Annotated in this window: 28 protein-coding genes and 1 tRNA gene; 13 read left to right on the top strand and 16 right to left on the bottom strand. The window is 63.8% G+C overall.

Translation table 11 applies throughout. The features are described 5' to 3' along the window. Positions 1 to 101 precede the first annotated feature (101 nt). Positions 102 to 1,292 carry a benzoate/H(+) symporter BenE family transporter gene (locus M2S36_RS17525; RefSeq protein ID WP_207832321.1) on the bottom strand — a complete coding sequence of 397 codons (1,191 nt, stop codon included), beginning with the start codon at positions 1,290 to 1,292 and terminating at the stop codon, positions 102 to 104. 145 nt (positions 1,293 to 1,437) lie between these two features. On the opposite strand from M2S36_RS17525, the gene M2S36_RS17520 reads away from it, so the two are divergent. Next, positions 1,438 to 2,040: a glutathione S-transferase family protein gene (locus M2S36_RS17520; protein WP_233687183.1), complete on the top strand. Its 603-nt coding sequence runs from the start codon at positions 1,438 to 1,440 to the stop codon at positions 2,038 to 2,040. Between the two features lie 130 nt (positions 2,041 to 2,170). Here the strand turns inward: M2S36_RS17520 and M2S36_RS17515 are convergent, their stop codons facing one another. The 5 genes from M2S36_RS17515 to M2S36_RS17495 all read right to left on the bottom strand — a co-directional run bounded on the left by M2S36_RS17515 (position 2,171) and on the right by M2S36_RS17495 (position 4,885). Further along, positions 2,171 to 2,542 (bottom strand): glutaredoxin family protein, encoded by a 372-nt coding sequence (locus M2S36_RS17515; protein WP_019473979.1) that lies wholly within the window; start codon positions 2,540 to 2,542, stop codon positions 2,171 to 2,173. Positions 2,543 to 2,601: 59 nt separating this feature from the next. After that, positions 2,602 to 3,147, bottom strand: coding sequence for a GTP cyclohydrolase I FolE (folE, locus tag M2S36_RS17510; protein ID WP_013971502.1), 546 nt, complete (start codon positions 3,145 to 3,147; stop codon positions 2,602 to 2,604). 70 nt (positions 3,148 to 3,217) lie between these two features. After that, a complete protein-coding gene (locus M2S36_RS17505) occupies positions 3,218 to 3,778 on the bottom strand; it encodes a Smr/MutS family protein (RefSeq protein WP_063911661.1) in 561 nt (186 codons plus the stop codon). 109 nt (positions 3,779 to 3,887) lie between these two features. Beyond that, positions 3,888 to 4,208: a hypothetical protein gene (locus M2S36_RS17500; RefSeq protein WP_207832317.1), complete on the bottom strand. Its 321-nt coding sequence runs from the start codon at positions 4,206 to 4,208 to the stop codon at positions 3,888 to 3,890. A gap of 86 nt (positions 4,209 to 4,294) precedes the next feature. After that, positions 4,295 to 4,885: a cysteine hydrolase family protein gene (locus M2S36_RS17495; RefSeq protein ID WP_063911663.1), complete on the bottom strand. Its 591-nt coding sequence runs from the start codon at positions 4,883 to 4,885 to the stop codon at positions 4,295 to 4,297. A gap of 180 nt (positions 4,886 to 5,065) precedes the next feature. Between M2S36_RS17495 and prmB the strand changes: the two genes are divergently transcribed. After that, a complete protein-coding gene (gene prmB / locus M2S36_RS17490) occupies positions 5,066 to 5,974 on the top strand; it encodes a 50S ribosomal protein L3 N(5)-glutamine methyltransferase (protein WP_015269350.1) in 909 nt (302 codons plus the stop codon). A 104-nt stretch (positions 5,975 to 6,078) separates the two neighbouring features. Here prmB and M2S36_RS17485 read toward each other — a convergent pair whose 3' ends face one another. Both M2S36_RS17485 and M2S36_RS17480 read right to left on the bottom strand, forming a co-directional pair. After that, positions 6,079 to 6,861 (bottom strand): hypothetical protein, encoded by a 783-nt coding sequence (locus M2S36_RS17485; protein ID WP_207832313.1) that lies wholly within the window; start codon positions 6,859 to 6,861, stop codon positions 6,079 to 6,081. A gap of 65 nt (positions 6,862 to 6,926) precedes the next feature. Further along, a complete protein-coding gene (locus M2S36_RS17480; RefSeq protein ID WP_207832311.1) occupies positions 6,927 to 7,889 on the bottom strand; it encodes an alpha/beta hydrolase in 963 nt (320 codons plus the stop codon). A gap of 130 nt (positions 7,890 to 8,019) precedes the next feature. Between M2S36_RS17480 and aroC the strand changes: the two genes are divergently transcribed. From aroC to M2S36_RS17465, 3 genes are all read left to right on the top strand, one after another. Then, a complete protein-coding gene (gene aroC / locus M2S36_RS17475) occupies positions 8,020 to 9,111 on the top strand; it encodes a chorismate synthase (RefSeq protein ID WP_063911667.1) in 1,092 nt (363 codons plus the stop codon). Between the two features lie 132 nt (positions 9,112 to 9,243). Beyond that, positions 9,244 to 10,398 carry an MFS transporter gene (locus M2S36_RS17470; protein WP_063911668.1) on the top strand — a complete coding sequence of 385 codons (1,155 nt, stop codon included), beginning with the start codon at positions 9,244 to 9,246 and terminating at the stop codon, positions 10,396 to 10,398. Continuing rightward, positions 10,398 to 10,934: an oxidase gene (locus M2S36_RS17465; protein ID WP_233687181.1), complete on the top strand. Its 537-nt coding sequence runs from the start codon at positions 10,398 to 10,400 to the stop codon at positions 10,932 to 10,934. The genes M2S36_RS17470 and M2S36_RS17465 overlap by 1 nt, the downstream gene beginning before the upstream one ends. Before the next feature lie 61 nt (positions 10,935 to 10,995). Here the strand turns inward: M2S36_RS17465 and M2S36_RS17460 are convergent, their stop codons facing one another. Continuing rightward, positions 10,996 to 11,268 carry a DUF3509 domain-containing protein gene (locus M2S36_RS17460; protein WP_013971511.1) on the bottom strand — a complete coding sequence of 91 codons (273 nt, stop codon included), beginning with the start codon at positions 11,266 to 11,268 and terminating at the stop codon, positions 10,996 to 10,998. 265 nt (positions 11,269 to 11,533) lie between these two features. On the opposite strand from M2S36_RS17460, the gene M2S36_RS17455 reads away from it, so the two are divergent. Both M2S36_RS17455 and M2S36_RS17450 read left to right on the top strand, forming a co-directional pair. Beyond that, positions 11,534 to 12,058: an ankyrin repeat domain-containing protein gene (locus tag M2S36_RS17455; RefSeq protein WP_333957509.1), complete on the top strand. Its 525-nt coding sequence runs from the start codon at positions 11,534 to 11,536 to the stop codon at positions 12,056 to 12,058. 60 nt (positions 12,059 to 12,118) lie between these two features. Further along, entirely contained in the window at positions 12,119 to 12,649 is a 531-nt protein-coding gene (locus M2S36_RS17450; RefSeq protein WP_207832303.1) for a hypothetical protein, read from the top strand. Positions 12,650 to 12,773: 124 nt separating this feature from the next. Here M2S36_RS17450 and M2S36_RS17445 read toward each other — a convergent pair whose 3' ends face one another. Continuing rightward, entirely contained in the window at positions 12,774 to 13,712 is a 939-nt protein-coding gene (locus M2S36_RS17445) for a ZIP family metal transporter (protein WP_063911672.1), read from the bottom strand. Between the two features lie 124 nt (positions 13,713 to 13,836). Here M2S36_RS17445 and M2S36_RS17440 point away from each other — a divergent pair, with 124 nt between their 5' ends. From M2S36_RS17440 to M2S36_RS17425, 4 genes are all read left to right on the top strand, one after another. Beyond that, complete coding sequence (locus M2S36_RS17440) at positions 13,837 to 14,028, top strand: PLDc N-terminal domain-containing protein (RefSeq protein WP_012271091.1); 192 nt, start codon at positions 13,837 to 13,839, stop codon at positions 14,026 to 14,028. A gap of 179 nt (positions 14,029 to 14,207) precedes the next feature. Continuing rightward, a complete protein-coding gene (locus M2S36_RS17435) occupies positions 14,208 to 16,283 on the top strand; it encodes an LTA synthase family protein (protein ID WP_207832301.1) in 2,076 nt (691 codons plus the stop codon). Positions 16,284 to 16,489: 206 nt separating this feature from the next. After that, positions 16,490 to 16,726, top strand: a complete 237-nt coding sequence (locus M2S36_RS17430) for a hypothetical protein (protein WP_207832299.1) — start codon at positions 16,490 to 16,492, stop codon at positions 16,724 to 16,726. Between the two features lie 176 nt (positions 16,727 to 16,902). Next, on the top strand, positions 16,903 to 17,235 hold the full coding sequence (locus tag M2S36_RS17425; protein ID WP_063911675.1) for a ribonuclease E inhibitor RraB: 333 nt from the start codon (positions 16,903 to 16,905) through the stop codon (positions 17,233 to 17,235). A gap of 54 nt (positions 17,236 to 17,289) precedes the next feature. Here M2S36_RS17425 and M2S36_RS17420 read toward each other — a convergent pair whose 3' ends face one another. Together M2S36_RS17420 and M2S36_RS17415 are read right to left on the bottom strand one after the other, a co-directional pair. Beyond that, positions 17,290 to 18,090, bottom strand: a complete 801-nt coding sequence (locus tag M2S36_RS17420) for a c-type cytochrome (protein WP_333957508.1) — start codon at positions 18,088 to 18,090, stop codon at positions 17,290 to 17,292. Positions 18,091 to 18,156: 66 nt separating this feature from the next. Beyond that, complete coding sequence (locus M2S36_RS17415) at positions 18,157 to 18,399, bottom strand: hypothetical protein (RefSeq protein WP_128637193.1); 243 nt, start codon at positions 18,397 to 18,399, stop codon at positions 18,157 to 18,159. Between the two features lie 219 nt (positions 18,400 to 18,618). Between M2S36_RS17415 and M2S36_RS17410 the strand changes: the two genes are divergently transcribed. Then, on the top strand, positions 18,619 to 19,350 hold the full coding sequence (locus M2S36_RS17410) for an amidotransferase (RefSeq protein ID WP_063911677.1): 732 nt from the start codon (positions 18,619 to 18,621) through the stop codon (positions 19,348 to 19,350). A 32-nt stretch (positions 19,351 to 19,382) separates the two neighbouring features. Here the strand turns inward: M2S36_RS17410 and M2S36_RS17405 are convergent, their stop codons facing one another. The 3 genes from M2S36_RS17405 to M2S36_RS17395 all read right to left on the bottom strand — a co-directional run bounded on the left by M2S36_RS17405 (position 19,383) and on the right by M2S36_RS17395 (position 21,991). Next, positions 19,383 to 20,354 (bottom strand): magnesium and cobalt transport protein CorA, encoded by a 972-nt coding sequence (locus tag M2S36_RS17405; protein WP_207832295.1) that lies wholly within the window; start codon positions 20,352 to 20,354, stop codon positions 19,383 to 19,385. A 64-nt stretch (positions 20,355 to 20,418) separates the two neighbouring features. Beyond that, on the bottom strand, positions 20,419 to 21,138 hold the full coding sequence (locus M2S36_RS17400) for a lysophospholipid acyltransferase family protein (RefSeq protein WP_241106390.1): 720 nt from the start codon (positions 21,136 to 21,138) through the stop codon (positions 20,419 to 20,421). Positions 21,139 to 21,301: 163 nt separating this feature from the next. Beyond that, entirely contained in the window at positions 21,302 to 21,991 is a 690-nt protein-coding gene (locus M2S36_RS17395) for a crotonase/enoyl-CoA hydratase family protein (RefSeq protein WP_015269365.1), read from the bottom strand. 198 nt (positions 21,992 to 22,189) lie between these two features. Here M2S36_RS17395 and M2S36_RS17390 point away from each other — a divergent pair. Beyond that, a tRNA-Ser gene (locus M2S36_RS17390) sits at positions 22,190 to 22,279 on the top strand. Positions 22,280 to 22,483: 204 nt separating this feature from the next. Here M2S36_RS17390 and M2S36_RS17385 read toward each other — a convergent pair. Next, positions 22,484 to 24,616, bottom strand: coding sequence for a TonB-dependent siderophore receptor (locus tag M2S36_RS17385; RefSeq protein WP_333957507.1), 2,133 nt, complete (start codon positions 24,614 to 24,616; stop codon positions 22,484 to 22,486). Positions 24,617 to 24,663 lie beyond the last annotated feature (47 nt).

Genomic DNA, 24,663 nt, shown 5'->3' with positions numbered 1-24,663 from the left:
GGTAAACCCGCTCCCACAGGAATACCACAAGGCTGAATATTGTGTGATCCCTGTGGGAGCGGGTTTACCCGCGAAGAGGCCGGTACAGGCAACAAATACCTTCAGGCCCTGCGCGGATTGAGGATCATCAAGGTCAACACCCCCGCCACAATCCCCCAGAACGCCGAGCCGATCGAGAACAAGGTCAGCCCCGACGCCGTGACCATGAAGGTGATCAACGCCGCCTCCCGCTCACGCGCTTCGCTCATGGCCACGGTCAGCCCGTTCATGATCGAGCCGAACAGCGCCAGCGCCGCAATCGACAGCACCAGCTCTTTCGGCAATGCCGCAAACAGCGCCGCCAAGGTCGCGCCGAACACCCCGGCAATGCCGTAGAAAATCCCGCACCACACTGCCGCGGTATAACGCTTGGCCGGGTCTTCATGGGCATGCGGCCCGGTGCAGATTGCCGCGCTGATCGCTGCCAGGTTGACCCCGTGCGAGCCAAACGGTGCCAGCAGCAGCGAGGCAAAGCCGGTGGCCGAGATCAGTGGTGAGGCCGGCACCTGGTAGCCGTCCGCGCGCAGCACGGCCACACCCGGCATGTTCTGCGAGGTCATCGCCACCACGAACAGCGGAATGCCAATGCTGATGGTCGCCGCCAGCGAGAAGCTTGGCGTGGTCCACACTGGCGTGGCCACTTCCAGGCGGAAGCTGCTGAAGTCCAGCAGGCCCAAGGCACCGGACAGCGCCGTGCCCACCAGCAGCGCGGCCAGCACGCAGTAACGCGGCGACAGGCGCTTGACCAGCAGGTAGCTGAAGAACATGCCCAGTACCAGCAAGGTGCGGTGCTGGGCGGCGACGAAGATTTCACTGCCGATCTTGAACAGGATGCCCGCCAGCAGCGCCGAGGCCAGCGAGGCCGGGATGCGCTTGACCAGGCGCTCGAAGCTGCCGGTCAGGCCGCAGATCAGCACCAGCACGGCGCAGGTAATGTAGGCGCCGATCGCCTCGCCATAGCTGACCCCGCCCAGGCTGGTGATCAGCAAGGCGGCACCGGGGGTGGACCAGGCTACGGTGATCGGCGTGCGGTAACGTAGCGACAGACCGATGCTGCATACCGCCATGCCGATCGACAACGCCCAGATCCATGACGAAATCTGCGCGCTGGTCAGCCCGGCTGCCTGGCCGGCCTGGAACATCAGCACCAGCGAGCTGGTATAGCCGGTGAGCATGGCGATAAAGCCGGCGACCACCGCCGATGGGGAGCTGTCTGCCAGGGGCCGCAGGCGTATGGAAGTGGCATTGGTCATGAACAAAATCCTTGTAAAGGTGTAAGCAGTTTTTTCAGACTACAGCGAGCAAGGTTGATCCTTGCCATACAGCGGCCATTGCTTTTAGCCGTACAGTCGCCAACTATTGGGCGAAAATGCAGAACTGCTTGGGAGTGGAAGGGCGATGTACAAGGTCTATGGCGACTACCAGTCGGGCAACTGCTACAAGGTCAAGCTGATGTTGAAGCTGCTGGACCGGCCGTATGAATGGCACCCGGTGGACATCCTCAAGGGCGAGACCGAAACAGCCGAGTTCCTGGCGATGAACCCCAACGGCAAGGTGCCGGTGCTGGAGCTGGAGGACGGCAGCTACCTGTGGGAGTCCAATGCCATTCTCAACTTCCTGGCCGATGGCAGCGAGTTCCTGCCTACCGAGCCGCGCCTGCGTACCCAGGTGTTGCAGTGGCAGTTCTTCGAGCAGTACAGCCATGAGCCATACATTGCCGTGGCGCGCTTCATCCAGTTCTACCTGGGGTTGCCGGACGAGCGCCTGGACGAGTATCGCAAGCTGCACAAGGGTGGGTACAAGGCGCTGAAGGTGATGGAGCGGCAGCTGCAGATGACGCCGTACCTGGTTGGTGACCAGTACTCGATTGCCGACGTGGCGTTGTATGCCTATACCCACGTGGCGCACCAGGGTGGGTTCGACCTGGCCGATTACCCGGCAGTGAGGGCCTGGCTGGAGCGGGTCAGCAGCCACCCGAGGCATGTGCCGATGGTGGGGTAGTTTCTAGCCTTTGCCGGCCTCTTCGCGGGCATGCCCGCTCCCACAGGTATTCCACAATATTCAGCCCTGTGGTGAGCCTGTGGGAGCGGGCGTGCCCGCGAAAGGGCCAGAACAGGCTGCCCGCAAACCGTCAGGCCGAAGCGAACCGCTCATCCAGGTAGGCAATGATGGCCTTGGACTCATACATCCAGGTCACCTTGCCCGCTTCTTCAATGCGCAGACACGGCACTTTCACCCGGCCGCCACCTTCCTGCAGGGCCTGGCGGTGCACTGGGTCGTTCTTGGCATCGCGCAGCGCCACCGGCACGTTCAAACGGTGCAGGGTGCGGCGTGTCTTGACGCAGAACGGGCAGGCGTGGAACTGGTACAGCGCCAGGCCCTTGGCCGCTTGCTCGACGCGGGCCTGGGCGGCGGCGTCGCGCTTGCGCTTGGCCGGGCGGCTGATCCAGTCGCCGAACACGATGAGCTGGCCGAGGCCAACCCGCAGGGCTTTGACGATCATGGGCAACTCCTGAAATGAAAAAGCCGACCCGGGAGGGGCGGCTTGGGGTCAGCAGCCAATCACTTGATCAGGCTGAGGAACTCGCTGCGGGTGGCGGCGTTTTCGCGGAACTCACCCAGCATCACCGAGGTGATCATGGTCGAGTTCTGCTTCTCGACACCGCGCATCATCATGCACATGTGCTTGGCTTCGATGACCACGGCCACACCGGCGGCACCGGTTACCTGCTGCACGGCCTCGGCAACCTGGCGGCTGAGGTTTTCCTGGATCTGCAGGCGGCGGGCGTACATGTCGACGATGCGCGCCACCTTCGACAGGCCCAGTACCTTGCCCTTGGGCAGGTAGGCCACGTGCGCCTTGCCGATGAACGGCAGCATGTGGTGTTCGCACATCGAATACAGCTCGATGTCCCGGACCAGCACCATTTCGCTGTTGTCAGAGCTGAACAGCGCGTTGTTGGTGACTTCTTCCAGTGTTTGCTCATAACCGCGGCAAAGGTACTTCATCGCCTTTGCAGCCCGCTTGGGCGTGTCGAGCAGGCCCTCACGGGAGACGTCCTCGCCAATCTGGCTGAGGATCTCGGTGTAGTTCTGTTCCAGGGACATGGATCTACCTGTGGGAAAAAATCGCAAAAACGAAGGGTACGGCGGTGAGGGCGGCGCTGCAAGCGCGGCGTTACTCGTCGCGGCCTTCGAGCATGGTTCGCTTGAGCATCACATAGACCGCGCCGGTGCCGCCGTGGCGGGCGTTGCACGAGGCAAAACCGAGCACCTGCGGGTGCTGGCGCAGCCAGGTGTTGACGTGGCTCTTGATCATCGGACGCTTGCCGTCCAGGCGCGCGGCCTTGCCGTGGGTAACCCGCACGCAGCGCACTTCCAGCCTGGTGGCTTCGGCGATGAAGTCCCACAGGGTTTCGCGGGCCTTTTCCACGGTCATGCCGTGCAGGTCGAGGCTGCCCTCGAACGGGATCTGCCCCAGCTTCAGCTTGCGCAGTTGGCCTTCCTGCACGCCATCGCGGCGCCACAGCAGCTCGTCTTCGGCGCCAACGTCGATGACGAACTGGTCGGACATGCCGTCGATCACCAGCGCCTTGTCACTGCGCACGGTCGCCGCCTGGCGCAGGCCGGCCAGCTGCTGGCGGTCGGCCTTGGGCTTGCCGACTTCGGCGCGGTCGTGCCTGATCGGTTTGACACCGCGCACTTCGGCCTTGAACAGGGAAAAATCGTCGTCTTGCATGATGCCTCCACGTGGGCGGCGTAGTTTACGCGACTGTGGGGCGGTGTGCAGCCTGTACGGGCCCTTTCGCGGGTAAACCCGCTCCCACAAGGACCGCGTAAGCAGCGCCTCAATCGTGTTTCTTCATCAGGTGCGGCGACAGGTTCAGCTCGCGCCCACGGCGCAGGCGAATGCGGCTGCGCCGCCAGAAGCGCACGCCTAGCCACAGCAGCAGCAAGCCGGCCCCGGTGAGGATACCGGCCAGCGGTTTGTTGGCATTGAGTTCCGCCAGGGCAGGGTAGTTGCCCAGCAGGCCGGCGACGCCGGCCATTGCCAGCAGCACGCCCAGGGTTGCCAGCAGGGCCGACAGGCCGGCCGCCAAGCGGGCGCCCCAGTTACGCGGTTCGCGCGGGCGAAGGCGCTTGGCGTCGAAACTGCCTTTGAGCTTCATTCCGCTCTCCTCTGTGGATATCCGGAATTCGACCTGGGGCCGCCCATCGGGTTCCGCCCGGCTGCCGGGCGGTTGTACCCAGCCGGTCAGATCAGGCTGGCGGTGGGGGCCACGCAAGCGAAGTTGTCGGCCATCACGGCCATTTCGCACTGGTGAATCTGCGCGGCCGGGATTACCCCATCCTTGAATGCCAGGTCGCGGGTCGCCGAAGCGTCTTCCACCAGGGTGCAGCGGTAACCATAGTCCTTGGCACGACGCACGGTGGTGCTGACGCTGGAATGGCTCATGAAGCCGCACACGATCAGATCCAGGTGGCCCAGTTCCTGGAGGGTCTCGTGCAGCTTGGTGTTCTTGAATGCGTTGGGCATGCGTTTTTCGATGACGATTTCGCCTTCCAGCGGCTCCAGCCCCGGAATGAACTGGCCGGCCGGACCTTGCGGGTCGAAGCGGCCACCGACAGTGCCCAGGTGGCGAACATGGATGATCGGACGGCCGCTCTTGCGCGCGGCGTCGAGCAACCTGGCGATGTTGGCCACGGCCTCGTCCATGCCCGACAGCGCCAGGGGCCCGCTGAGGTACTCCTTTTGCGCATCGATGATGATCAGGCTGGCGTGGCTCAGCTTGGCCGGCGGATAGTCGCGGCCAGTGAGGCGGAACATCGTGGTTGGAACGGACATCAAGGGCTCCTTGGATAGGGCTTTTGTATACCTATTGTCCCCTGCCTTGGCGCCAATGGGAATGGTTGACAACGTAAGCGGCATGGTTACTGGCTTGTGGCTAGCCATTGGGTAATGCAAAGGAACAAATGTGCGAGTGGGACTGTTAGACTTTTGTCCGGTCTGAATTAGGAGTACCCCGTGATCACATCCCGCCTGCGCACGCTGCGCGACTACATCCGCTGGGCGGTCAGCCGCTTCCACGAGCACGACCTGTTCTTCGGCCACGGTGCCGACAACGCCTGGGACGAGGCCCGCCTGCTGGTGCTGGGTGCGGTGCACCTGCCGTGGGAAGTGGCCGACAGCTACCTGGACTGCATGCTCGAGGACGACGAGCGGGTACGCCTGCAGCACTTGCTCAAGCGCCGTATCGAAGAGCGCGTTCCGGCCGCCTACCTGCTGGGCGAGGCCTGGTTCTGCGGCATGTCGTTCATCGTCGACGAGCGCGTGCTGGTGCCACGTTCGCCGATTGGCGAACTGATCGAGAAACGCTTCGAACCGTGGCTGGCGAGCGAGCCGGCGCGCATTCTCGACCTGTGCACCGGTTCCGGCTGCATCGGCATCGTTGCCGCCGACGTGTTCCCCGAGGCCGAGGTGGTGCTGGCCGATCTGTCGTTCGAGGCGCTCGAAGTGGCCAACCAGAACATTGAACGCCACGGCCTGGACGGGCGCGTGTACACCGTGCAAGGCGATGGTTTTGGCGGATTGCCGGGGCAGCGTTTCGACCTGATCCTGTCCAACCCGCCGTATGTCGATGCCGAGGACTTCGACGACATGCCGGCCGAGTACCACCACGAGCCCGAGTTGGGCCTGGCCTGCGGCAACGATGGCCTGGACCTGGTGCGGCGCATGCTGGCCGAAGCGGCGGACCACCTGACCGACAAGGGCTTGCTGATTGTCGAGGTGGGTAACAGCCAGGTGCATGTCGAGGCGCTGTACCCCGAGGTGGACTTTGCCTGGCTGGAGTTCGAGCGCGGCGGGCACGGGGTGTTCATGCTGACCGCCGAGCAGTGCCGCCAGCATCAGGAACTGTTCAAGGCCCGCGTCTGATTCCAGGGCCTCTTCGCGGGTAAACCCTACAGGTATGGCGTTGCCCTCAGGTGCGACGCGGTCCCTGTGGGAGCGGGTTTACCCGCGAAGCAGGCAACGCGGTGTCAGCGCGTGGCAATCCAGATCAGCAACCCCGCCTGGAACACTGCAAACGCCACCAGGCAGGTAATGGTAAAACGCAATCCGCTGTCTTCACGCTGGTACTTGGCCACCCGCTCATCGCGCTCACGCAGTTGCCCTTCCTTCTCCTGCAACTGCTGGTCGGCCTGCTGCAGCAGGCTGGCAGCATCCAGTATCTCCACCCGCTGCAAGCGCTCGCTGTTCCACGCGCCCTTGAGCTGGCCCACCGTCATTTCCACGGTACGGCCTTTCAGGTGCTGGCTGTCCTCGTACTCCACCTCGATACCCACCCCGCGCAGGCAGTGGTCACGGCGCAGACGTGAGTCTTCGTTCAGCGCATCCTTGCTCGGCAGCGCCATGCCCTCGACCCGGTAGTGCGACCACTTGCGCTGCAGCCACTGCGCAGCCTGGGCCAGCAGGAAGCGGCCGATGCCACGGTTCGGCGGCTCCAGTTGCAGGCCATGTTCACCGCCGATGCGTACCAGGCGTTCGGCATGGTCGACGCGGATGTCCAGGCGGTTCTGTTCCTTGTGTACCTTCTGGCCCGGCAGTTTGATTTCCATGCGCAGCAGGCTGTGAGCCTTGTCGTGGCGCTCGGCATAGCCGAACTGCACAAAGCGCAGCGGCCGTGCGCCGGTGCTGCGGTCAGTGGGCAGGGCGGCCAGGCGCAGCAACTGGAAATGTTCGGCGGTCAGCTCGGCCCAGGGAAGGGCAGGGCTTTCCTGAGGTTCTTCGGCCGGCTCTGCGGCGACGGGGGTGGTTGTCATCAGGGCTTGTCCTCGGCAATGCCTGCTGTATCGGCAGGCGTGTCCGAGACCTGAGCCCGTTTACCTCACGCTGAAGGCAAATGCTGGATGAACGTCACAATCCGTTCACCCAGCTCCCGCGCCAGCGGCAGTTCGGGGTTGAGGTAGCTGTCGCGCTGCTGGCTCATCGCCTTGGGGCTGATGCGCAGCATGTGGTTCATGCCATCGATCAGCACCAGCTGCGCATCCGGCTTGGCCGCTTTCAGTCGTTGGGCGTCGACCACGCCCACCTGCACATCGTTGCGCCCCTGCACGATCAGTGCGGGCATTGGCAGGCGGGCGAAGGCCGCCGCCGGGTTCTGCTGGAACAGCGAAATCAGGTAGGGCTGCACGCTGGGGCGGAACACCTGGCGCAGCGGCGCCGGCACCTCCAGGCTGGTCTGCCCGGCCTGCAGGCGGTCGAGCAGGGCGCTGCCACCGGCCAGTTGTGCCGGTGGCAGGCGTTGGGCCAGTTGTTCGCGCAGCACTTCGGCCAGCGGCCGGCCGCTGCCGGCCAGGGTGATCACCGCGCTGGCGCCGGCCTGCTCGGCGGCCAGGCTGGCGATCAGCGCGCCCTCGCTGTGGCCGATCAGGATCAGTGGGCCAAAGCGCGGGTCGGCCTTGAGTTTGTGGCTCCAGGCGACCACGTCGGCCACGTAGCGCTCCACGCTGAGGTCACGCTCGTCGGGCGTGGCCGGCTGGCTGGCGGCCACCCCGCGCTTGTCGTAGCGCACGCTGGCGATGTGCTCGTTGGCCAGCAGCAGGGCCAGGCGCTTGAGGTTGTCGACCCGGCCTGACGCCGGGTTGTTGCCGTCACGGTCGGTGGGGCCGGAGCCGGCGATGATCAGCACCACCGGTGGCGGGGTAGCCTGTTCAGGCAGCAGCAGGCTGCCGTGCAGCACGCCCTGGCCGGTGTCGAGGTCGATCGGGCGTTGCAGCACGGTGGGGGTGGCGGCCTGGGCCAGGCCGGTGCACAGCAGGAAGAAGAGGGCGACGAGGCGCGACATCATGCGGTACTACATGGGGAGATAACGGTTTGACCCAGTGTTCGTGGGAAGGTTCGAAGAGGCCAGCACAGGCGATCAATCCATCTGTATACTGCCGCTTTCGTTCACTTCAGGCAGATCTCGCGGAGCGTCCATGTCCGGCAATACCTACGGCAAGCTGTTCACTGTCACCACCGCTGGCGAGAGCCATGGCCCGGCGTTGGTCGCCATTGTCGATGGATGCCCACCAGGCCTGGAAATTTCCCTCGCCGACCTGCAGCACGACCTCGACCGGCGCAAGCCCGGCACCAGCCGTCACACCACCCAGCGCCAGGAAGCCGATGAGGTGGAAATCCTCTCCGGTGTGTTCGAAGGCCGCACCACCGGCTGCTCGATCGGCCTGCTGATCCGCAACACCGACCAGAAGTCCAAGGACTACTCGGCGATCAAGGACCTGTTCCGCCCGGCCCACGCCGACTACACCTACCACCACAAGTACGGCATCCGCGACTACCGCGGCGGTGGCCGTAGCTCGGCCCGCGAAACCGCCATGCGCGTAGCTGCCGGTGCCATCGCCAAGAAGTACCTGGCCACCCAGGGCATCACCGTGCGCGGCTACATGAGCCAGCTGGGCCCGATCGAAATCCCGTTCCAGACCTGGGAGTCGGTGGAGCAGAACGCTTTCTTCAGCCCTGACCCGAGCAAGGTGCCGGAGCTGGAGGCCTACATGGACCAGCTGCGCCGTGACCAGGACTCGGTGGGCGCCAAGATCACCGTGGTCGCCGAAGGCGTGATGCCGGGCCTGGGCGAGCCTATCTTCGACCGCCTCGACGCCGAACTGGCCCACGCGCTGATGAGCATCAACGCGGTCAAGGGCGTGGAAATCGGCGCCGGCTTCGCCAGCGTGGCCCAGCGCGGCACCGAGCACCGTGACGAGCTGACCCCGGAAGGCTTCCTCAGCAACAACGCTGGCGGCATCCTCGGCGGTATTTCTTCGGGCCAGCCGATCGTTGCCCACCTGGCGCTGAAGCCGACCTCCAGCATCACCACCCCGGGCCGCTCCATCGACATCGACGGCAACCCGGTGGACGTCGTCACCAAAGGCCGCCACGACCCGTGCGTGGGCATCCGCGCCACGCCGATCGCCGAGGCGATGATGGCCATCGTGCTGATGGACCACCTGCTGCGCCATCGTGCGCAGAATGCCGATGTGAAAGTGAATACCCCGGTGCTGGGCCAGCTCTGATTCGCCAGTAGCGGCCTCTTCGCGGGTAAACCCGCTCCCACAGGAATATCACTGGGCCTGAGGGCAGTGAGGTACCTGTGGGAGCGGGTTTACCCGCGAAGAGGCCGCCACAGGTTCCCACAAGGCCATCCCATGCAACCAATCCCCTACTGGCGCCTGTCCAGCTTCTACCTGTTCTACTTCGCCCTGCTTGGTTCCACCGCCCCCTTCCTGGCGCTGTACTTCGACCACCTGGGCTTCTCCCCGGCGCGCATCGGCGAGCTGGTGGCCATCCCCATGCTCATGCGTTGCATTGCCCCCAACCTGTGGGGCTGGCTGGGTGACCGCACCGGCCAGCGCCTGCTGATCGTGCGCCTGGGCGCGTTGTCGACGCTGGCCACTTTCGCCCTGATCTTCCTTGGCAAAAGCTACGCCTGGCTGGCGCTGGTCATGGCCCTGCATGCATTCTTCTGGCATGCGGTGCTGCCGCAGTTCGAGGTCATCACCCTGGCCCACCTGCACGGGCAAACCGCGCGCTACAGCCAGGTGCGCCTGTGGGGCTCGATCGGTTTCATCCTCACCGTGGTCGGCCTGGGCCGACTGTTCGAGTGGCTGAGCCTGGATATCTACCCGGTGGCGCTGGTCACGATCATGGCCGGCATCGTCGCCGCCAGCCTGTGGGTACCCAATGCCCAGCCGGTGGAGCAGGGCGAGCGCAGCGGCGCCGGCGGCTTCCTGCAGCAGCTGCGGGCGCCGGGGGTGATCGCGTTCTATGCCTGCGTGGCGCTGATGCAGCTCAGCCACGGGCCGTACTACACCTTCCTGACCCTGCACCTTGAACACCTGGGCTATGCCCGTGGTGCCATCGGCTTGCTGTGGGCACTGGGGGTGGTGGCCGAAGTACTGGTGTTCATGGCCATGAGCCGCATCTTCGCGCGCTTTTCCGTGCAGCGGGTGCTGCTGGCCAGCTTCGTGCTGGCGGCGCTGCGCTGGCTGTTGCTGGGTAACCTGGCCGGCGAGCCGGCGGTGCTGGTGTTCGCCCAGGTGCTGCACGCGGCCACCTTCGGCTGCTTCCATGCCGCCAGCATCGCTTTTGTCCAGGGCAGCTTCGGCGCCCGCCAGCAGGGCCAGGGCCAGGCGCTGTATGCGGCGCTGTCGGGCACCGGCGGTGCGTTGGGGGCGTTGTATTCAGGCTACAGCTGGAAACTGCTGGGGCCCACCTTCACCTTTGGTATGGCCAGTGCCGCAGCCTTGGCTGCAGCCGTTATCATTGCCCTTTGTTCGCAACCGACCAGGACCCGCCCCTGATGAGCATTCTCAGCGTTTTCCACCCCTCCAGCCCGGAACTGCCGAACAAGGTGCTGACCCATCACGACGACATCGCCGCCACCCTGGCCGAGCAGGGCGTGCACTTTACCCATGCCGAGCATGGCCTGCGGGTGCGCCCGGGCACGGCCCAGGACGAGGTGCTGGAGGCCTGCCGCGGGCACCTGGACCAGTTGATGACGGCGCATGGCAGCAAGGCTTTCGTGTTGCTCAACCGTGACGGAGAGGCCCCGGCGCAGGTGGACGTGCGCGATGAGCACGTGCATGACGCCGACGAGGTGTTTGCCGTGGTCAGCGGGCGGGCGCAGGTTGGCCTGCGGGTGGGGGAGTGGGTGTATTCGGTGCTGTGCGAGAAGGGTGACCAGCTCGTGGTGCCGGCGGGGACCCGGCGCTGGGTTGAGCTGGGCGATGCGCCGTTTTGCCTGGCGTTGCGGCTGTATGGCAGCGAACAGGGTATGCAACCGCGTTTTACCGGGGATGTGACGGCGCGGGCGTTCCTGGGCATCGACGAACTGTAATGGCTTTACCGGCCTCTTCGCGGGCAAGCCCGCGAAGAGGCCAGATCAGCCAACACAAAACTCAGCGATAAGTCGGCAGGGCAAACCGCTGCTGGCTCTGCAGCATCGAGATCACCGGCAATTCACTGGCCTGCTCGGCCAAATCCCGGCGAATCGCACTGATCGCCCAGGACAGCTGCTCGGCACTGTGCAGTTGCGCATAGGTCAGCACCCGGCGGGTAACCTTGCCATCAGCAGCGCGCAGGGTCAGTAGCACACCGCCGTCGGGGCGGGCCTGGGTATTTACCTGGTAGGCCGAAAATACCGAAACGAACTTTTCCTGGATGAGGTCCATATCAACTCCTGGCTGTTGCGTGGCAGACATGAGTTGATGGTTGCAGTGACCGTGCCAGTATGTTTTTTCTGGAAAAAATCTTTAAATTCAGTCGGTTACGTCAATCTTCCCGGAACGCTGTCGTGCAACCTGCACGGTCGTGCATTTTGCACAGTGCATATTGCATGACCCGCGTCCAGCTATCGGTCCGATAGAATCTGAACCTTTGACCCGGCAGCCTTGCCTGACAAAGACTTGGGCAACGATTTCTGCCAGGAGGTTCCAAATGTCCAGCCAACCCACGCCCGTCGCCATGACCGACGATGAAACCGCTGCCTTCGCCGAGCAAGTGTTCGAACGTGCCCGCCAAGGCGATGCCCAGATGCTTGGGCGCCTGCTTGCCAGCGGCCTGCCGGCCAACCTGCGCAACCACAAGGGTGACACCCTGCTGATGCTGGCCAGCTACCACGGCCACCACGACGCGGTGCGCGTGCTGCTGGCGCACGGCGCCGACCCGCTGATTGCCAACGACAACGGTCAGTTGCCTATCGCCGGTGCCGCGTTCAAGGGGGACCTGGCCATGATCCGCCTGTTGCTGGAGCACGGCGTGCCAGTGGACGCCGCCGCGCAGGATGGCCGCACCGCACTGATGCTGGCGGCCATGTTCAACCGTAGCGAAATCCTCGACTACCTGCTGGCCCAGGGCGCCGACCCGGCTCGCCAGGATGCCCGCGGTGCCACCGCACTGATGGCGGCGCAAACCATGGGGGCCGTGGACACCGCGGCACGCCTGCAAGCGCTGGCCGGCTAACCGCAAGGGGGCATTTGCGGCTATCCTTGGCGACTTTTCACCCGTCGCAGGCCCCCTTTCATGAAAACTCAGTTGCTCGAATTCATCAGCCTCATTGGCGCCGGCTGCATGCGCGAGGAAGACATCGAGCGCATCGCCGACGAGGCCGCCCAGGCCTACGCCGACCCCGCCGCTTTCCTGGCTGCCAACCCCGACATCAACTACGACGACAGCTTCCCCATCCCGCTGGGCGAATGGGTGGTGCTGGGCAGCCTGCCGGACACCGTGGTGTTCCAGGCCGACAGCTACCAGGACCTGTTCCAGCAGATCAGCGATTCGTTCGACCAGAGTGTGCCGTTCACCCTCAAGCCCAAGCAGCTGGCCCGCACCGAGCCGCTGACCGCGCTCAATCGCATCCAGGTGCAGATGGGCGCACTGAATAAAGAGGCTGGTGGTTATGTGCTGCTCAACTTCAGCCAGTTGCTGGATGACGAGCTGCAGATGGTGATGGTGGGGCAGAACGACCTGGCGCGTGTGCTGGAGCTGGGGGCAGAGTTGGGGATCAGGGTCGAGCCGGCCCTGGAGGCCCTGAAGGTCGCCGTACACATCTGATTTCAGCGTTTGCTTCTTCGCGGGTAAACCCGCTCCCACAGGGATATCACTCCCTTCAGGCCCAGTGATATCCCTGTGGGAGCGGGTTTACCCGCGAAGAGGCCTGCACAGGCAGCTTCAAGCATCAGCCCAGCGCGGTATCGAGGAACATCATCACCGCAAACCCACCCATCAACCCCAGGGTCGCGGCCGTCTGGTGGCCATTGCGGTGGGTTTCGGGAATCACTTCGTGGCTCACCACAAAGATCATCGCCCCCGCCGCCAGCCCCATGCTCACCGGGTAGGCCAAGGCAAAACCGGTCGAAATCCCCAGGCCGATCACCGCGCCCAGCGGCTCCATCAGCCCCGACCCGATCGCCACCAGCGCGGCCTTCAGGCTCGACAACCCGGTTGCGCGCAAGGCCAGCGCCACAGCCAGCCCCTCAGGGATGTCCTGGATGGCGATGGCGCTGGTCAGCGGCAGGCCGATGTTCATGTCGCCATTGGCAAAGCTCACGCCAATGGCCATGCCCTCAGGCAGGTTGTGCAGGGTAATCGCCAGCACGAACAACCACACCCGGCTGATGCGCTCGGCCTCTGGGCCGCACGGGCCGGTGCTCTCGTGTTCATGCGGGGTGAAGCGGTCCAGGCCCAGCATCAGCAACACACCCAGGCCCATGCCCAGCACCACGGTAAAGGCCGCGGCCGGGCCGTTGCCGGTAATTTCGCGGGCGGCATCCAGGCCCGGCAGTATAAGCGAGAACGAACTGGCCGCCAGCATCATGCCGGCGGCAAAACCCAGCATCACGTCCTGGGTGCGCGCTCGCACATCGCGCAGTACCACCGCCAGCACCGCGCCCAGCGCCGTGGCGCCAAAGCCGGACAACCCGCCCAGCATGGCCAGGTGCAGGTTGTCGGCATGGTCGCCGTTCACCGCGTTCCACAGGCTGGCGGCCAGCAGCAGCACCACCGCCAGCAGGCTCAACCCCAGACCGGCGCTGAGCCAGGGGGTGTTCATGGCCTGTTGGCGCCAGGCGTTCAGCAGCGAGGGTGGGGTGGCGCTTTGGGTGTGGGCGGGGGGCATGTGAACCTCGAATCTGTGGATACCGGCAGTCTACTCAGGGACCTGCGCCAATCGCCAAGGATTCCCTTCTATTGCCTTGATAGCTGGCTATGCTGTGGCAAAGCCTCTGGACAGGAGTTTAGGCATGGGTTCGACGTTCAACAGCCTGGTCGGGCTGATCATCCTGGCGCTGGATATCTGGGCCATCCTCAATGTGATCAAGAGCGGCAGCGAAGTGGGCATCAAGGTGTTGTGGATCTTGCTGATCGCCTTGCTGCCGGTGGTGGGCCTGGTGATCTGGGCGATTGCCGGGCCGCGGGGGAATGTGCGGATCTGAATGTCTGTTACGGCCTCTTCGCAGGCGTGCCCGCGAAGAGGCCGTAACAGACAAAACCGGCAATACCCCCGTGACAAAATTTTCACATTGGTTTAAACAGAATCCGCACCCGCACAATGCTGCGTTGGTATACACCTGCGCCATCTCCGCAAACCCGCAATCCTAGGACCTTCCCATTCATGGCTAACCCGGACGCCTTGAAGCAACGGGGCGCGCGAGCGTCGTTCTCGCCCACCCTGAAATCCCACCTGGCCTACACGCTGCTCAGCGGCCTGGTGATCATGCTGATGCTCAGCCTCGTGCGCCTGGCGCTGCTGGTCTACAACAGCGACATGGTCGGCGATACCCCCAGCGCGACAGTCGCCGAAGGCTTTCTCAACGGCTTGCGCTTCGACCTGCGGGTGGTGGTGTACATCAGTATTCCGCTGCTGCTGGCCATCCTCAGTCCCTGGGCCATGGCCCGGCGTGGCCTGTTCCGTTTCTGGCTGACCATCACCTCGAGCGTGGTGATGTTCCTCGGCCTGATGGAAATGGACTTCTATCGCGAGTTCCACCAGCGCCTCAACGGTCTGGTGTTCCAGTACATCAAGGAAGACCCGAAAACCGTACTGAGCATGCTCTGGTACGGCTTCCCGGTGGTGCGCTACCTGCTGGCCTGGCTGTTCGGTACCTGGCTGCTGAGCCTGCTGTTCAAGGGCATCGACCGCATGACCCGTGGCAATCGCCCCGGCGAGGTCACCCTGCAGCACCGCGCGGCGCCGTGGTACAACCGCCTGGCGGTGTTCATGGTGATCCTGCTGGTGGCCGTGGTCGCCGCCCGTGGCACCCTGCGCCAGGGCCCGCCGATGCGTTGGGGTGATGCCTTCACCACCGATTCCAACTTCGTCAACCAGCTGGGCCTGAACGGCACCCTGACCCTGATCGATGCCGCCAAGAGCCGCTTCGGCGAGGACCGCGCCAACATCTGGAAGCCGGTGCTGGAGCAGGACGTGGCGACGCAGAGCGTGCGCGAGCAGCTGCTGACCGCCAACGACACCCTGGTCGATGCCGACGAGGCTGCCATCCGCCGCGACTTCGTGCCGCCGGCCGAGCGCACCCTGCCGATCAAGAACGTGGTGGTGATCCTGATGGAAAGCTTCGCCGGCCACTCGGTGGGCGCGCTGGGCAGCCCCAACAACATCACCCCGTACTTCGACAAGCTGGCCAAAGAGGGCCTGCTGTTCGACCGCTTCTTCTCCAACGGCACCCATACCCACCAGGGCATGTTCGCCACCATGGCCTGCTTCCCCAACCTGCCAGGCTTCGAATACCTGATGCAGACCCCGGAAGGCGGCCACAAGCTGTCCGGCCTGCCGGCCTTGCTCAGCGCCCGCGACTACGACGACGTGTACGTCTATAACGGCGACTTTGCCTGGGACAACCAGTCCGGGTTCTTCGGCAACCAGGGCATGACCACCTTCATTGGCCGTAACGACTTCGTCAACCCGGTGTTCTCCGACCCGACCTGGGGCGTGTCCGACCAGGACATGTTCGACCGTGGCGCCGAAGAGCTGGCCAAGCACGACGGCAAGAAGCCGATCTACGCGCTGCTGCAGACCCTGTCCAACCACACCCCGTACGCGCTGCCCAAGGACCTGCCGGTAGAACCGGTAACCGGCCAGGGCCGCCTGGACGAGCACCTGACTGCCATGCGCTACTCGGACTGGGCGCTGGGGCAATTCTTCGAGAAGGCGCGCAAGGAGCCGTACTTCAAGGAAACCCTGTTCGTCATCGTTGGCGACCATGGCTTTGGCAACCACCAGCAGGTCACCGAGCTGGACCTGGGCCGCTTCAACGTGCCGCTGCTGCTGATTGGCCCTGGCATCCAGGAGAAGTTCGGTGCGGTCAACCACACCGTGGGTACCCAGGTCGACATCGTGCCGACCATCATGGGCCGCCTGGGTGGCCAGGCCCGTCACCAGTGCTGGGGCCGCGACCTGCTCAACCTGCCTGAGGGCGACCAGGGCGTGGGCATGATCAAGCCATCGGGCAGCGAGCAGATCGTTGGCCTGGTACAGGGCGACCGCATCCTGATCGAGTCCAAGGACATGACCCCGCGCATGTACCGCTACCAGCTGGGCAGCGAGTTCAAGGCCGAGCTGATCGAAAGCCCGGACCAGCCGGAGATGCTGAAGAAGCTGGAAGCGTATATCCAGACGGCGACCAAGAGCCTGCTGGATAACACGGCCGGTGTTGTGCACGGCACTCCAAAGTAAATCGGGGCCGTTTCACGGCCCATTCGCGGGCACGCCCGCTCCCACAGGTACAGCACAGGTTTCGAACCTTGTGGTGACCCTGTGGGAGCGGGCGTGCCCGCGAATGGGCCCGACACAAATCCCCAGACTGAACATTCTCCCTACCCCAAGGTCACTTGTTTCAGGCATCACACACCCGGTGTTCGTTGACTGAGAGGGTTCGTTCAATGAAAGAGTGGGAAGTCATCTTTGCCGACCAGAAAGGCGTGCTCACCACCTTGACGCTGCGTGGCGACCAGTGCCCCAGCGAGGAGGATGCCGCGCGGGCCATCCGTTCGCACCTGTTCCCGGTGATGGACGAGCTGGACCTCAACGACTTTCAGGACCGCGCCGTTTCCCCCACCGCTCGCTGGCTCAAGGAACAGAGCGGCGTGACCATCACCAGCATCCACGAAACACCCTGAACCACACGTTTGCGTGGCGCCCTGGCAGGCACTACGCTGCATGAAGGTACCAGCCTATTCTGCGGGTTGGCACTGCATCCCTTCGCGTCTTGCATCAGCTCGAACTGCCCGGCCGCTGCCGGCAGGTGCGTAGTGCACGGAAAGTCTATCCATCGCATTATTCAGGAGGACGTTTCATGAGCAGCCAGAACGACGATATCAGCAGCAACGTCCTGCGCCAGATGAAAGCAGGCGGTTTCGACTTCACCCAGATCCACCCCATCGAGTTCTACGCCATATTCCCCGACGAAGCAGGGGCCCGCCGCGCGGCCGGGCAGTTTCGCGGTGAATCGCTGAATGCCCAGGTGAAGGAACTGGGCGACGGTGCCTGGCATCTGGAGCTGAGCAAGGTCATGTATGCCACCCATGGCGGGATTGGTGACTTCGAAGAGACCTTCGAGCAGCTGGTGACACCTTATGGTGGTGAGGTGGAAGGGTGGGGGGTCAAGCAGGAGCGGCCCATAGCCTGAGAGTCTTGTGTTGCCTTCTTCGCGGGCAAGCCCGCGAAGAAGCAAGCACAGCCCTCAAGGCCTACGCCCAGCCATATGTCTCAGATAAGCCAGCAATTCATCCAGCTCCGGTTCACTCAAAACACTCTCTGCAAACCCTGGCATCTTCGCCTGCGGCCACTGCCGCAGGCTCTGCGGGTCACGAATCAGCTGGCGTAGATATTCAGGCTGGAAGTACTCGGTCGGGCTATGCGGCACATTCAAGTCCGGCCCCAGCTGCGCATCCCCCGCGCCGTTCAACCGGTGGCACGCCAGGCAGTTCTGCTGGAACAGGGCAAAACCCCGGCGCACCGCGCTGTCGGCCGGCAGTTTCGGGTCGGGTAGCAGTGCCGGAAAACGCGCTTCGACTGAAGCCAGCTTGCGAATCGTGGAAATCTGGAACGGCCACTGCTCCGGGCGGATGCCGCTGGCCTGCGGCGCAGTCCACACCAGGTAGAACGGCCCTGCACTCGGTTTGCCCTGGCCCAGTGCCGGCCATGGTCTGCCCGGGTCCTCCACCGCCAGCCAGGCCTGTGCCGGCCCGTGCTGCAACAGTGGCGCGGCGGGCATTTCGGCGGCAAAACCGTCCAGCGCCACCGCCTGCAGGTGGTCGCTGGCGCTCACGCCTTCCAGCAGCACGGCCAACGGCACCGCCCGATAGTGCATGGGCCGCTTGTAGGAAACGTCCTGGTCGATGCTGATGTCCCGGGCCTGCGGGTGGTCGAGCAGTTCGGCACTGCTCCACTGGCGCGTCGTGGCGCCCAGTTCAAGGTGCAGTTGCGCCGCCGACAGCGGCAGGCTCAGGAGCAACACTAACAGTGCAAGGCAGTGGCGCATGGGTAATCTCCGACCATCAAGGCCAGCAGGTTACCTGTGCGTTGCCTGTTGGCGCCACAGCGGCAGTCAGCCGAACAAACGTGTCAGGTTCGGCAGGATCAGCAGCAAAGTCGTGGCGAAGAGAATGAGCCCAGCTTGGCGAATTTTCGATTGTCTGAACATGGCGGACCGCCTTCTTGTTGTTATTCCTGAATACCCGTTGGCTTCCCTGTCGCGCTTCGGGTCGATCGCAGTGGCGTTGCGTGACGCCTGAACTGCTTGCCTCTTGAAAGTGGATATACAACCAACAGTAGGGTGTGCGTCATCCATGTTTGAGAACCCTTTCTTCTAATGCTGTGGTCCGTTGATTTCGTTTGGCTATGAGGCCAAGTGCCAGCTGGCTGGCATGCTCTCGCTAGACGGTGGCGCAAGTGCCAGCAGGGCACCGACGAAATGTGACCGTTCGTCAGTGCGGCCTACTTGCTTGTACGTGCCTTTCGCGTCAGTCTCTACAGCAGATTCCCACCCATGTCGTTCAGGACTATCCCTATGTCGTTACGCATCTGCATCCTTGAAACCGATGTCCTGCGACCGGAGTTGACGGCGCAGTACCAGGGCTACGGCAGGATGTTCGAGCAGCTCTTCTCGCGTCAGCCGATCGCCGCCGAATTTCGTGTGTACAACGTGATGAACGGCGATTACCCCGCCGACGACGAAGTGTTCGATGCCTACCTGGTGACGGGCAGCAAGGCCGATTCGTTCGGTACCGACCCATGGATCCAGACCCTCAAGGCCTATCTGCTGAAGCTATACGAGCGTGGCGAGAAGCTGCTGGGGGTATGTTTCGGTCATCAGTTGCTGGCGTTGACCCTGGGTGGCAAGGCCGAACGTGCCGAGCAGGGTTGGGGCGTGGGTATCCACCGCTATTCGCTGGCGGCCCATGCGCCGTGGATGGACCCGGAGGTTTCGGAGCTGACCTTGCTGATCAGTCACCAGGACCAGGTGACCGAGCTGCCGGAAGGCGCCACGGTGATTGCCTCCAGCGATTTCTGCCCGAACGCGGCGTACCACATTCGTGACCAGGTGCTGTGCTTCCAGGGGCACCCGGAGTTCGTGCATGACTACTCCCGCGCGTTGCTCGATGCGCGCCAGGAGCATCTGGGTGATGAGGTGTACCACAAGGCCGTGGCCAGCCTGGCCACCGAGCACCAGGGCGACCTGGTGGGGGAGTGGATGTTGCGGTTTATCCAGCAGCCGGTGAGCAAGCACGACGCGGCGTGAGAGCGCGGGGCCGCAGAGCGGCCCCGGCAATCTCAAAGCCAGCCAGACTTCTTGAAGCTGGCATACAACCCCGAACACCCCATCGCAATCAACCCCAGCACCCCGAAATACCCATAGTGCCACCCCAGCTCCGGCATGTTCTGGAAGTTCATCCCGTAAATCCCGGCAATTGCCGTGGGGAACGCCAGGATCGCTGCCCAGGCCGCGAACTTGCGCTGCACGATGCTCTGCCGTGACGACTCCAGCAGCATGCCGATCTCGATGGTCTGGCTGGCGATGTCACGGATGCCGGCCAGGTCTTCCATCTGCCGCGTCACGTGGATCTGCACATCACGGAAGTACGGGCGCATGTTCTTGTCGATGAACGGGAAGCTCAGGCGCTGCAGTTCCTCGCTCACCTCGACCATCGGCGCCACGTAGCGCCGCAGGCGCAGGATGTCGCGGCGCAAGCTGTGCAGGCGGCGGATATCGTCTTCCTGCAGCGAGCCGCCAAGCACGCTTTGCTCCAGCTCTTCGATCTCGCCATGAATGGCCTCGCTGACCGGCTGGTAGTTCTCGGTGACAAAGTCGAGCAGGGCGTACAACACGAAGTCTTCGCCGTGCTCCAGCAGCAACGGCCGCGCCTCGCAGCGCTGGCGCACCAGGGCGTAGGACTTGGAGTGGCCGTTGCGGCAGGTGATGATGTAGCCGTTGCCGGCGAAGATGTGGGTTTCGATGAACTCCAGCTTGCCTTCGTGGCGCACCGGCGAGTAGGTGACGATGAACAGGGCGTCGCCGAAGGTTTCCAGCTTGGGCCGGCTGTGCTTCTCCAGGGCATCTTCGATGGCCAGTTCGTGCAGGTTGAACTGGCACTGCAGGTTGGCCAGTTCCTCGGCGTTGGGCTCTTCCAGGCCGATCCACACGAAGTGCCCCGGCTTGCGCGCCCATTCGCTGCCTTCATCGATGCTGATGTTGGTGACCTTTCTGCCGGCGCTGTAAACCGCCGATGCCACGACTCGACCCATGGTTGTTCGCTTATTCCGGTTGGACACGGGTTACAGCTTGGGCCGTAGTGGGCTCAAGAGCAACCTAGTGCTTGGCCAGTTCCCCTTCCATGCGGTCGATGCATTGCTGCATCTGCCCCCGGCACTGTTCGATCAGCGCCGGCAGGTCCTGCAGGGTCATGCCCGCCGTTGCGATCGGTGGCAGCGAGCGCACGATTACCGTGCGCTGGCGCCAGCTGTTCAGGCTCAGGCGCCCTGCATAGCGGCTGACGCACACCGGCACGATTGGCACGCCAGCCTCGATGGCCATGTGAAAGGCGCCTTTCTTGAATGCCATCAGATGCTCGCCGGCATTGCGTGTGCCTTCGGGGAAAATCCAGATCGAGGTGTCGTCCTGCAGTACCCGGGTGGTCTTCTGCATGGCCTTGCGTGCCTGGTAGGCGTTCTTGCGGTCGACCAGTACATTGCCGCCCAGCCAGAACAACTGGCCGAACAGCGGGATCCAGCCCAGGCTCTTCTTGCCGATGGCCACGGTGCGTTGCGGTACCACCTGGCCCAGCACGAACAGGTCGAAGTTGGACTGGTGGTTGGCGACGATCACGCAGCCGGGCGGCTGGTCCCACAGCGGGCCGACTTCGGCCTTGACCCTGATTCGCATCAGCCAGGTGGCCGGCAAGCTGTAGAGGCGGGCGAACACGCGGCTGTTGTCGGGGTTGAAGGGGCGGCACAGGCCAATGACCAGGCCCAGGGCACCAACCACAAGGAAATGCAGCGCCAGCAGGAACATGCGCAGTGAATAAAGCATGGTACGACTCACACCAGACAGTCGCCGGGCAGTGTACGGATGTGCACTGGTCGGGGCAAACCCTGGTGTAAGCCTGTTCCGGCCTCTTCGCGGGTAAACCCGCTCCCACAGGTGAAGCGAGACTTCTGAGGGAGCGGGTTTACCCGCGAAGAGGCCGGTCCGGCTAGCCCATATGCTGCTGGTCCAGCTCGATCGCCTTGTCCAGCGCTTCCAGCAACCCTTTGCGCACCTTCAGCTTGGTGTTCTTGTGCGCCAGCATGTTCAGCTTCTTCAGCTCTCGCGCCGCCGCCAGTGCCGCATCCTGCAACTGCTCGGCCGGCACCACCTTGTCGAGGAAGCCGGCATCCACCGCACCCTGCGGGTCAAACACCTCGGCATTGATCACCGAGCGGTGGAAGGCCGAGCGGCGCAGGCGGTCGCGGGCCAGCTCGATGCCGGCATGGTGCATGGTCATGCCGATCTGCACTTCGTTCAGGCACACCTTGTATGGCCCTTCGACGCCAATGCGGTAGTCGCCAGACAGCAGCAGGAAGGCACCCTTGGCCACGGCGTTGCCCGGGCAGGCGACCACCACCGGGAACGGGTGCGACAGCAGGCGGCGGGCGAGGGTGGAGCCGGCGGTGACCAGGCTGATCGCCTCCTTGGGGCCGCTGGTCATCACCTTGAGGTCGTAGCCGCCTGACAAGATGCCTGGCTGCCCGGTGATGATCACCACTGCGCGCTCTTCGGTGGCGCGGTCGAGCGCGGCGTTGAAGGCAGCGATGACGTCTGGCGAGATGGCGTTGACCTTGCCGTTGTTCAGGGTCAGGGTAACGATGCCGTCTTCGGCGTGGTAGGTAATCAGCTCGCTCATGGCAGAGTCCTTTTGTTGGCGTGGCGACGACGTTACCCAGCGCCGGGGGCGAGGTAAAGCAGTAAGGCTGACCGGTCGGTCAGCGTACGCCGGGGCTCAAATGCAAATGCATGAAAAAATTGAAAAAAATGCTTGCCAAAGGGAATGTCTTTCACTAAATTAGCGCACCTCGACAGGCTGCAAGGCTTGAAGAGAAACGGTGAAGTGTCCGAGTGGTCGAAGGAGCACGCCTGGAAAGTGTGTATACGAGAAATCGTATCAAGGGTTCAAATCCCTTCTTCACCGCCACATTCTACGAAGAGCCCCCGAGCTGAAAAGCCGGGGGCTTTTTGTTTTCAGGGCCTTTTGGTCTCATTTTTCTGGGCTGGCGCGATCCCTGTGGGAGCGGGCACGCCCGCGAAGAAAGCGACGCGATCTATGGCACCGGCTGCGCCGGTGTTCGCGGCGGTTCGACGCCTCGACGCGCCCGCTCCCACAGGCGCCCCAAAAAATCTAGAAGCTGACCGAAGCCGACAGCCGAGCCGTCCGCGGCGCTCCCTGGAACAGGTAGTTATCCCCCAGGTAATCCCCCACATCGCGCCAGTAACGCTTGTCGAACACGTTATCCACAGTCAGCCGCAGCACCGTGTCATACCCCCCGATGCGCGTGCGGTAGCGGCTACCCACATCGAACACCGTATACCCGCCAACCTCCACGCCCCCCGCCTGGTTCGCATACTTGCTGGCGCTGTAGCGCGCCCCGCCCAGCAGTGCCAGCCCCGGCACCGGCAGGGTGTATTCCGCCTGCAGCGCCGCCCGGAACCTGGGCACGTTGATCGCCTGGTGGCCTTCATAGGCATCGGTACCGCTGTTCTGCACCCGCGCCCGAATCGCCGCAGCGCTGGCTTGCACCTGCAGGTTCGAGGTTACCCAGCCGCTGGCGCCCAGCTCCAGGCCGGTGTTCTTCTGCTGGCCTTGCTGCACGTAGGTGAATTTGTCGGCGCCGTCCGGGCGGGCGTACTGGTATGCCTGGCGGATCTGGAACAGTGCGGCGCTGAAGCTCAGCCCTTGCCAGTCGTGCTTGAGGCCCAGTTCCACTTGGTGCGAGGTCGTCGGTGCGAGGATTTCGGCTGCGTTGCTGGCAAACCAGGGGGCCGTGCCGCCGGCTGAAAGGCCTTTGGCGTAGCTGGCGTACAAGGTGGTATCCGGTTGCGGCTTGTAGATGAGCGCGGCATTGGGCAGCAATTCGTACTGCCGGGTATGGCGGCCGGCCACCCCGTTTTCGTCCCAGGTGCTTTCATCCAGGCGCACTTCACGAGCGCCCAGTAAGGTCTGCCATTGCTCGTTGAAGCTGATACGGTCGCTGACGAACAGGCCGTACTGGCGGCTGTCCAGGCGACGTTCGCTAGACCTGATGGGGTTGTCGGATGGATCAAAGGCCGGCGCGCCGGTGTGGATGTTGCCTGTGCCTATCCATTCCATATAGCTGGGGCGCTGATCCAGCGTGCGCCGCTGTGCACTGGTGCCCACGGTCAGCTCATGCCCTACCCCCAGCGCATCGAAACGCCCATTGAGCATGGCCTGAGCCTCGTCGGTGCGGCGGGTGTCGTCGGGGCTGCGGAAGTCGTAAATGTCGTAGTCGCCATTGCTGCCGAAGAACGCGCCTTCGCTCGAGCCCCAGGCAAACGAGCTGTAGTCATCGATAACCACCTTGCTGCGCGAGGCACTCAAGGTCCCGGTCCAGGCCTCGTTGAAACGGTACTCGAAGCGCCCGCCCAGGTTCAGCGAATCGTTCTGCACCGGCTTGGCCCAGTGCTGGTAGGCCAGGCGGTCGTCCGGGTCGATGCCGTGGGGCACTTCGCTGCCACCGAGCAACTGGTAACCGGGTACCGAGCGCTGTTCGCGGTGCTGGTATTCGGCATCCAGTTGCAGGGTGGCATCCGGGTTGATCTGCCAGTCGAAGGCCAGCGAGGCGAAGTCGCGCTTGCCATCGGCATGGTCGACATAGGAGCGGATGTCTTCATGGGCCAGGTTGGCGCGCAGGCCGAACTGCCGCTCGCTGCCGAACCAGCCGCCCAGGTCGGTGGCCAGGTAGCGTTCGCCCTGTTCGTTGGTCGAAACCGTGATACTGCGCACGTCTTCGGCGCGCTTGGTCACGTAGTTGACCAAACCGCCCGGCTCCGACACGCCGCTCTGCAGCCCGGACAGGCCCTTGAGCAGCTCCACCTGCTGCTTGTTCTCCAGTGCTACGTTCTGCTCGCCGGCGATGGTCTGGCCATTGATGCGGTAGCTGCTGGCGGCATTCAGCTCGAAGCCGCGCACGTTGAAGTTTTCGTAGTAACCGATGGGGGCGTAGCTTTCGCCCACCGAGGCGTCGCTTTGCAGCACTTCGCTGAGCTTGCGCACCTGGCGGTCTTCCAGCAGTTGCTGGCTGAACACGCTGACCGAAGCAGGGGTGTCGAGCAGGGGCGCGGGCTGGAAGCCACCTACTGCTGCCTGGCGTGCCTGGTAGCCGTCGTTGGCGTAGGTGTCGGACACCTGCAGCGGGGCCAGTAACACGCTGTCTTCGGCAAGCACATGAGGGCAATGCAGGGCCAGGCCCAGGCTGAGCAGGCTCAGGGGCAGGCGAGGGTGACGCGGGGGCATGCGGTGGGGCTCCTGGATGCGCACACCTGTGCCGGTCTCTTCGCGGG

Source organism: Pseudomonas sp. SF2 (genome assembly GCF_036858055.1).
Lineage (GTDB): Bacteria > Pseudomonadota > Gammaproteobacteria > Pseudomonadales > Pseudomonadaceae > Aquipseudomonas.
The sequence above is the reverse complement of the archived record's forward strand: the minus strand, read 5'-3'. Positions and strand labels throughout refer to the sequence as shown.

Excerpts from the sequence above, each read along its gene's own strand:
- M2S36_RS17525 (WP_207832321.1), bottom strand. The coding sequence starts at position 1,292 with ATGACCAATGCCACTTCCATACGCCTGCGGCCCCTGGCAGACAGCTCC.
- M2S36_RS17520 (WP_233687183.1), top strand. The coding sequence starts at position 1,438 with ATGTACAAGGTCTATGGCGACTACCAGTCGGGCAACTGCTACAAGGTC.
- M2S36_RS17515 (WP_019473979.1), bottom strand. The coding sequence starts at position 2,542 with ATGATCGTCAAAGCCCTGCGGGTTGGCCTCGGCCAGCTCATCGTGTTC.
- folE (WP_013971502.1), bottom strand. The coding sequence starts at position 3,147 with ATGTCCCTGGAACAGAACTACACCGAGATCCTCAGCCAGATTGGCGAG.
- M2S36_RS17505 (WP_063911661.1), bottom strand. The coding sequence starts at position 3,778 with ATGCAAGACGACGATTTTTCCCTGTTCAAGGCCGAAGTGCGCGGTGTC.
- M2S36_RS17500 (WP_207832317.1), bottom strand. The coding sequence starts at position 4,208 with ATGAAGCTCAAAGGCAGTTTCGACGCCAAGCGCCTTCGCCCGCGCGAA.
- M2S36_RS17495 (WP_063911663.1), bottom strand. The coding sequence starts at position 4,885 with ATGTCCGTTCCAACCACGATGTTCCGCCTCACTGGCCGCGACTATCCG.
- M2S36_RS17485 (WP_207832313.1), bottom strand. The coding sequence starts at position 6,861 with ATGACAACCACCCCCGTCGCCGCAGAGCCGGCCGAAGAACCTCAGGAA.
- M2S36_RS17480 (WP_207832311.1), bottom strand. The coding sequence starts at position 7,889 with ATGATGTCGCGCCTCGTCGCCCTCTTCTTCCTGCTGTGCACCGGCCTG.
- aroC (WP_063911667.1), top strand. The coding sequence starts at position 8,020 with ATGTCCGGCAATACCTACGGCAAGCTGTTCACTGTCACCACCGCTGGC.
- M2S36_RS17470 (WP_063911668.1), top strand. The coding sequence starts at position 9,244 with ATGCAACCAATCCCCTACTGGCGCCTGTCCAGCTTCTACCTGTTCTAC.
- M2S36_RS17465 (WP_233687181.1), top strand. The coding sequence starts at position 10,398 with ATGAGCATTCTCAGCGTTTTCCACCCCTCCAGCCCGGAACTGCCGAAC.
- M2S36_RS17460 (WP_013971511.1), bottom strand. The coding sequence starts at position 11,268 with ATGGACCTCATCCAGGAAAAGTTCGTTTCGGTATTTTCGGCCTACCAG.
- M2S36_RS17455 (WP_333957509.1), top strand. The coding sequence starts at position 11,534 with ATGTCCAGCCAACCCACGCCCGTCGCCATGACCGACGATGAAACCGCT.
- M2S36_RS17450 (WP_207832303.1), top strand. The coding sequence starts at position 12,119 with ATGAAAACTCAGTTGCTCGAATTCATCAGCCTCATTGGCGCCGGCTGC.
- M2S36_RS17445 (WP_063911672.1), bottom strand. The coding sequence starts at position 13,712 with ATGCCCCCCGCCCACACCCAAAGCGCCACCCCACCCTCGCTGCTGAAC.
- M2S36_RS17440 (WP_012271091.1), top strand. The coding sequence starts at position 13,837 with ATGGGTTCGACGTTCAACAGCCTGGTCGGGCTGATCATCCTGGCGCTG.
- M2S36_RS17435 (WP_207832301.1), top strand. The coding sequence starts at position 14,208 with ATGGCTAACCCGGACGCCTTGAAGCAACGGGGCGCGCGAGCGTCGTTC.
- M2S36_RS17430 (WP_207832299.1), top strand. The coding sequence starts at position 16,490 with ATGAAAGAGTGGGAAGTCATCTTTGCCGACCAGAAAGGCGTGCTCACC.
- M2S36_RS17425 (WP_063911675.1), top strand. The coding sequence starts at position 16,903 with ATGAGCAGCCAGAACGACGATATCAGCAGCAACGTCCTGCGCCAGATG.
- M2S36_RS17420 (WP_333957508.1), bottom strand. The coding sequence starts at position 18,090 with ATGCGCCACTGCCTTGCACTGTTAGTGTTGCTCCTGAGCCTGCCGCTG.
- M2S36_RS17415 (WP_128637193.1), bottom strand. The coding sequence starts at position 18,399 with ATGGATGACGCACACCCTACTGTTGGTTGTATATCCACTTTCAAGAGG.
- M2S36_RS17410 (WP_063911677.1), top strand. The coding sequence starts at position 18,619 with ATGTCGTTACGCATCTGCATCCTTGAAACCGATGTCCTGCGACCGGAG.
- M2S36_RS17405 (WP_207832295.1), bottom strand. The coding sequence starts at position 20,354 with ATGGGTCGAGTCGTGGCATCGGCGGTTTACAGCGCCGGCAGAAAGGTC.
- M2S36_RS17400 (WP_241106390.1), bottom strand. The coding sequence starts at position 21,138 with ATGCTTTATTCACTGCGCATGTTCCTGCTGGCGCTGCATTTCCTTGTG.
- M2S36_RS17395 (WP_015269365.1), bottom strand. The coding sequence starts at position 21,991 with ATGAGCGAGCTGATTACCTACCACGCCGAAGACGGCATCGTTACCCTG.
- M2S36_RS17385 (WP_333957507.1), bottom strand. The coding sequence starts at position 24,616 with ATGCCCCCGCGTCACCCTCGCCTGCCCCTGAGCCTGCTCAGCCTGGGC.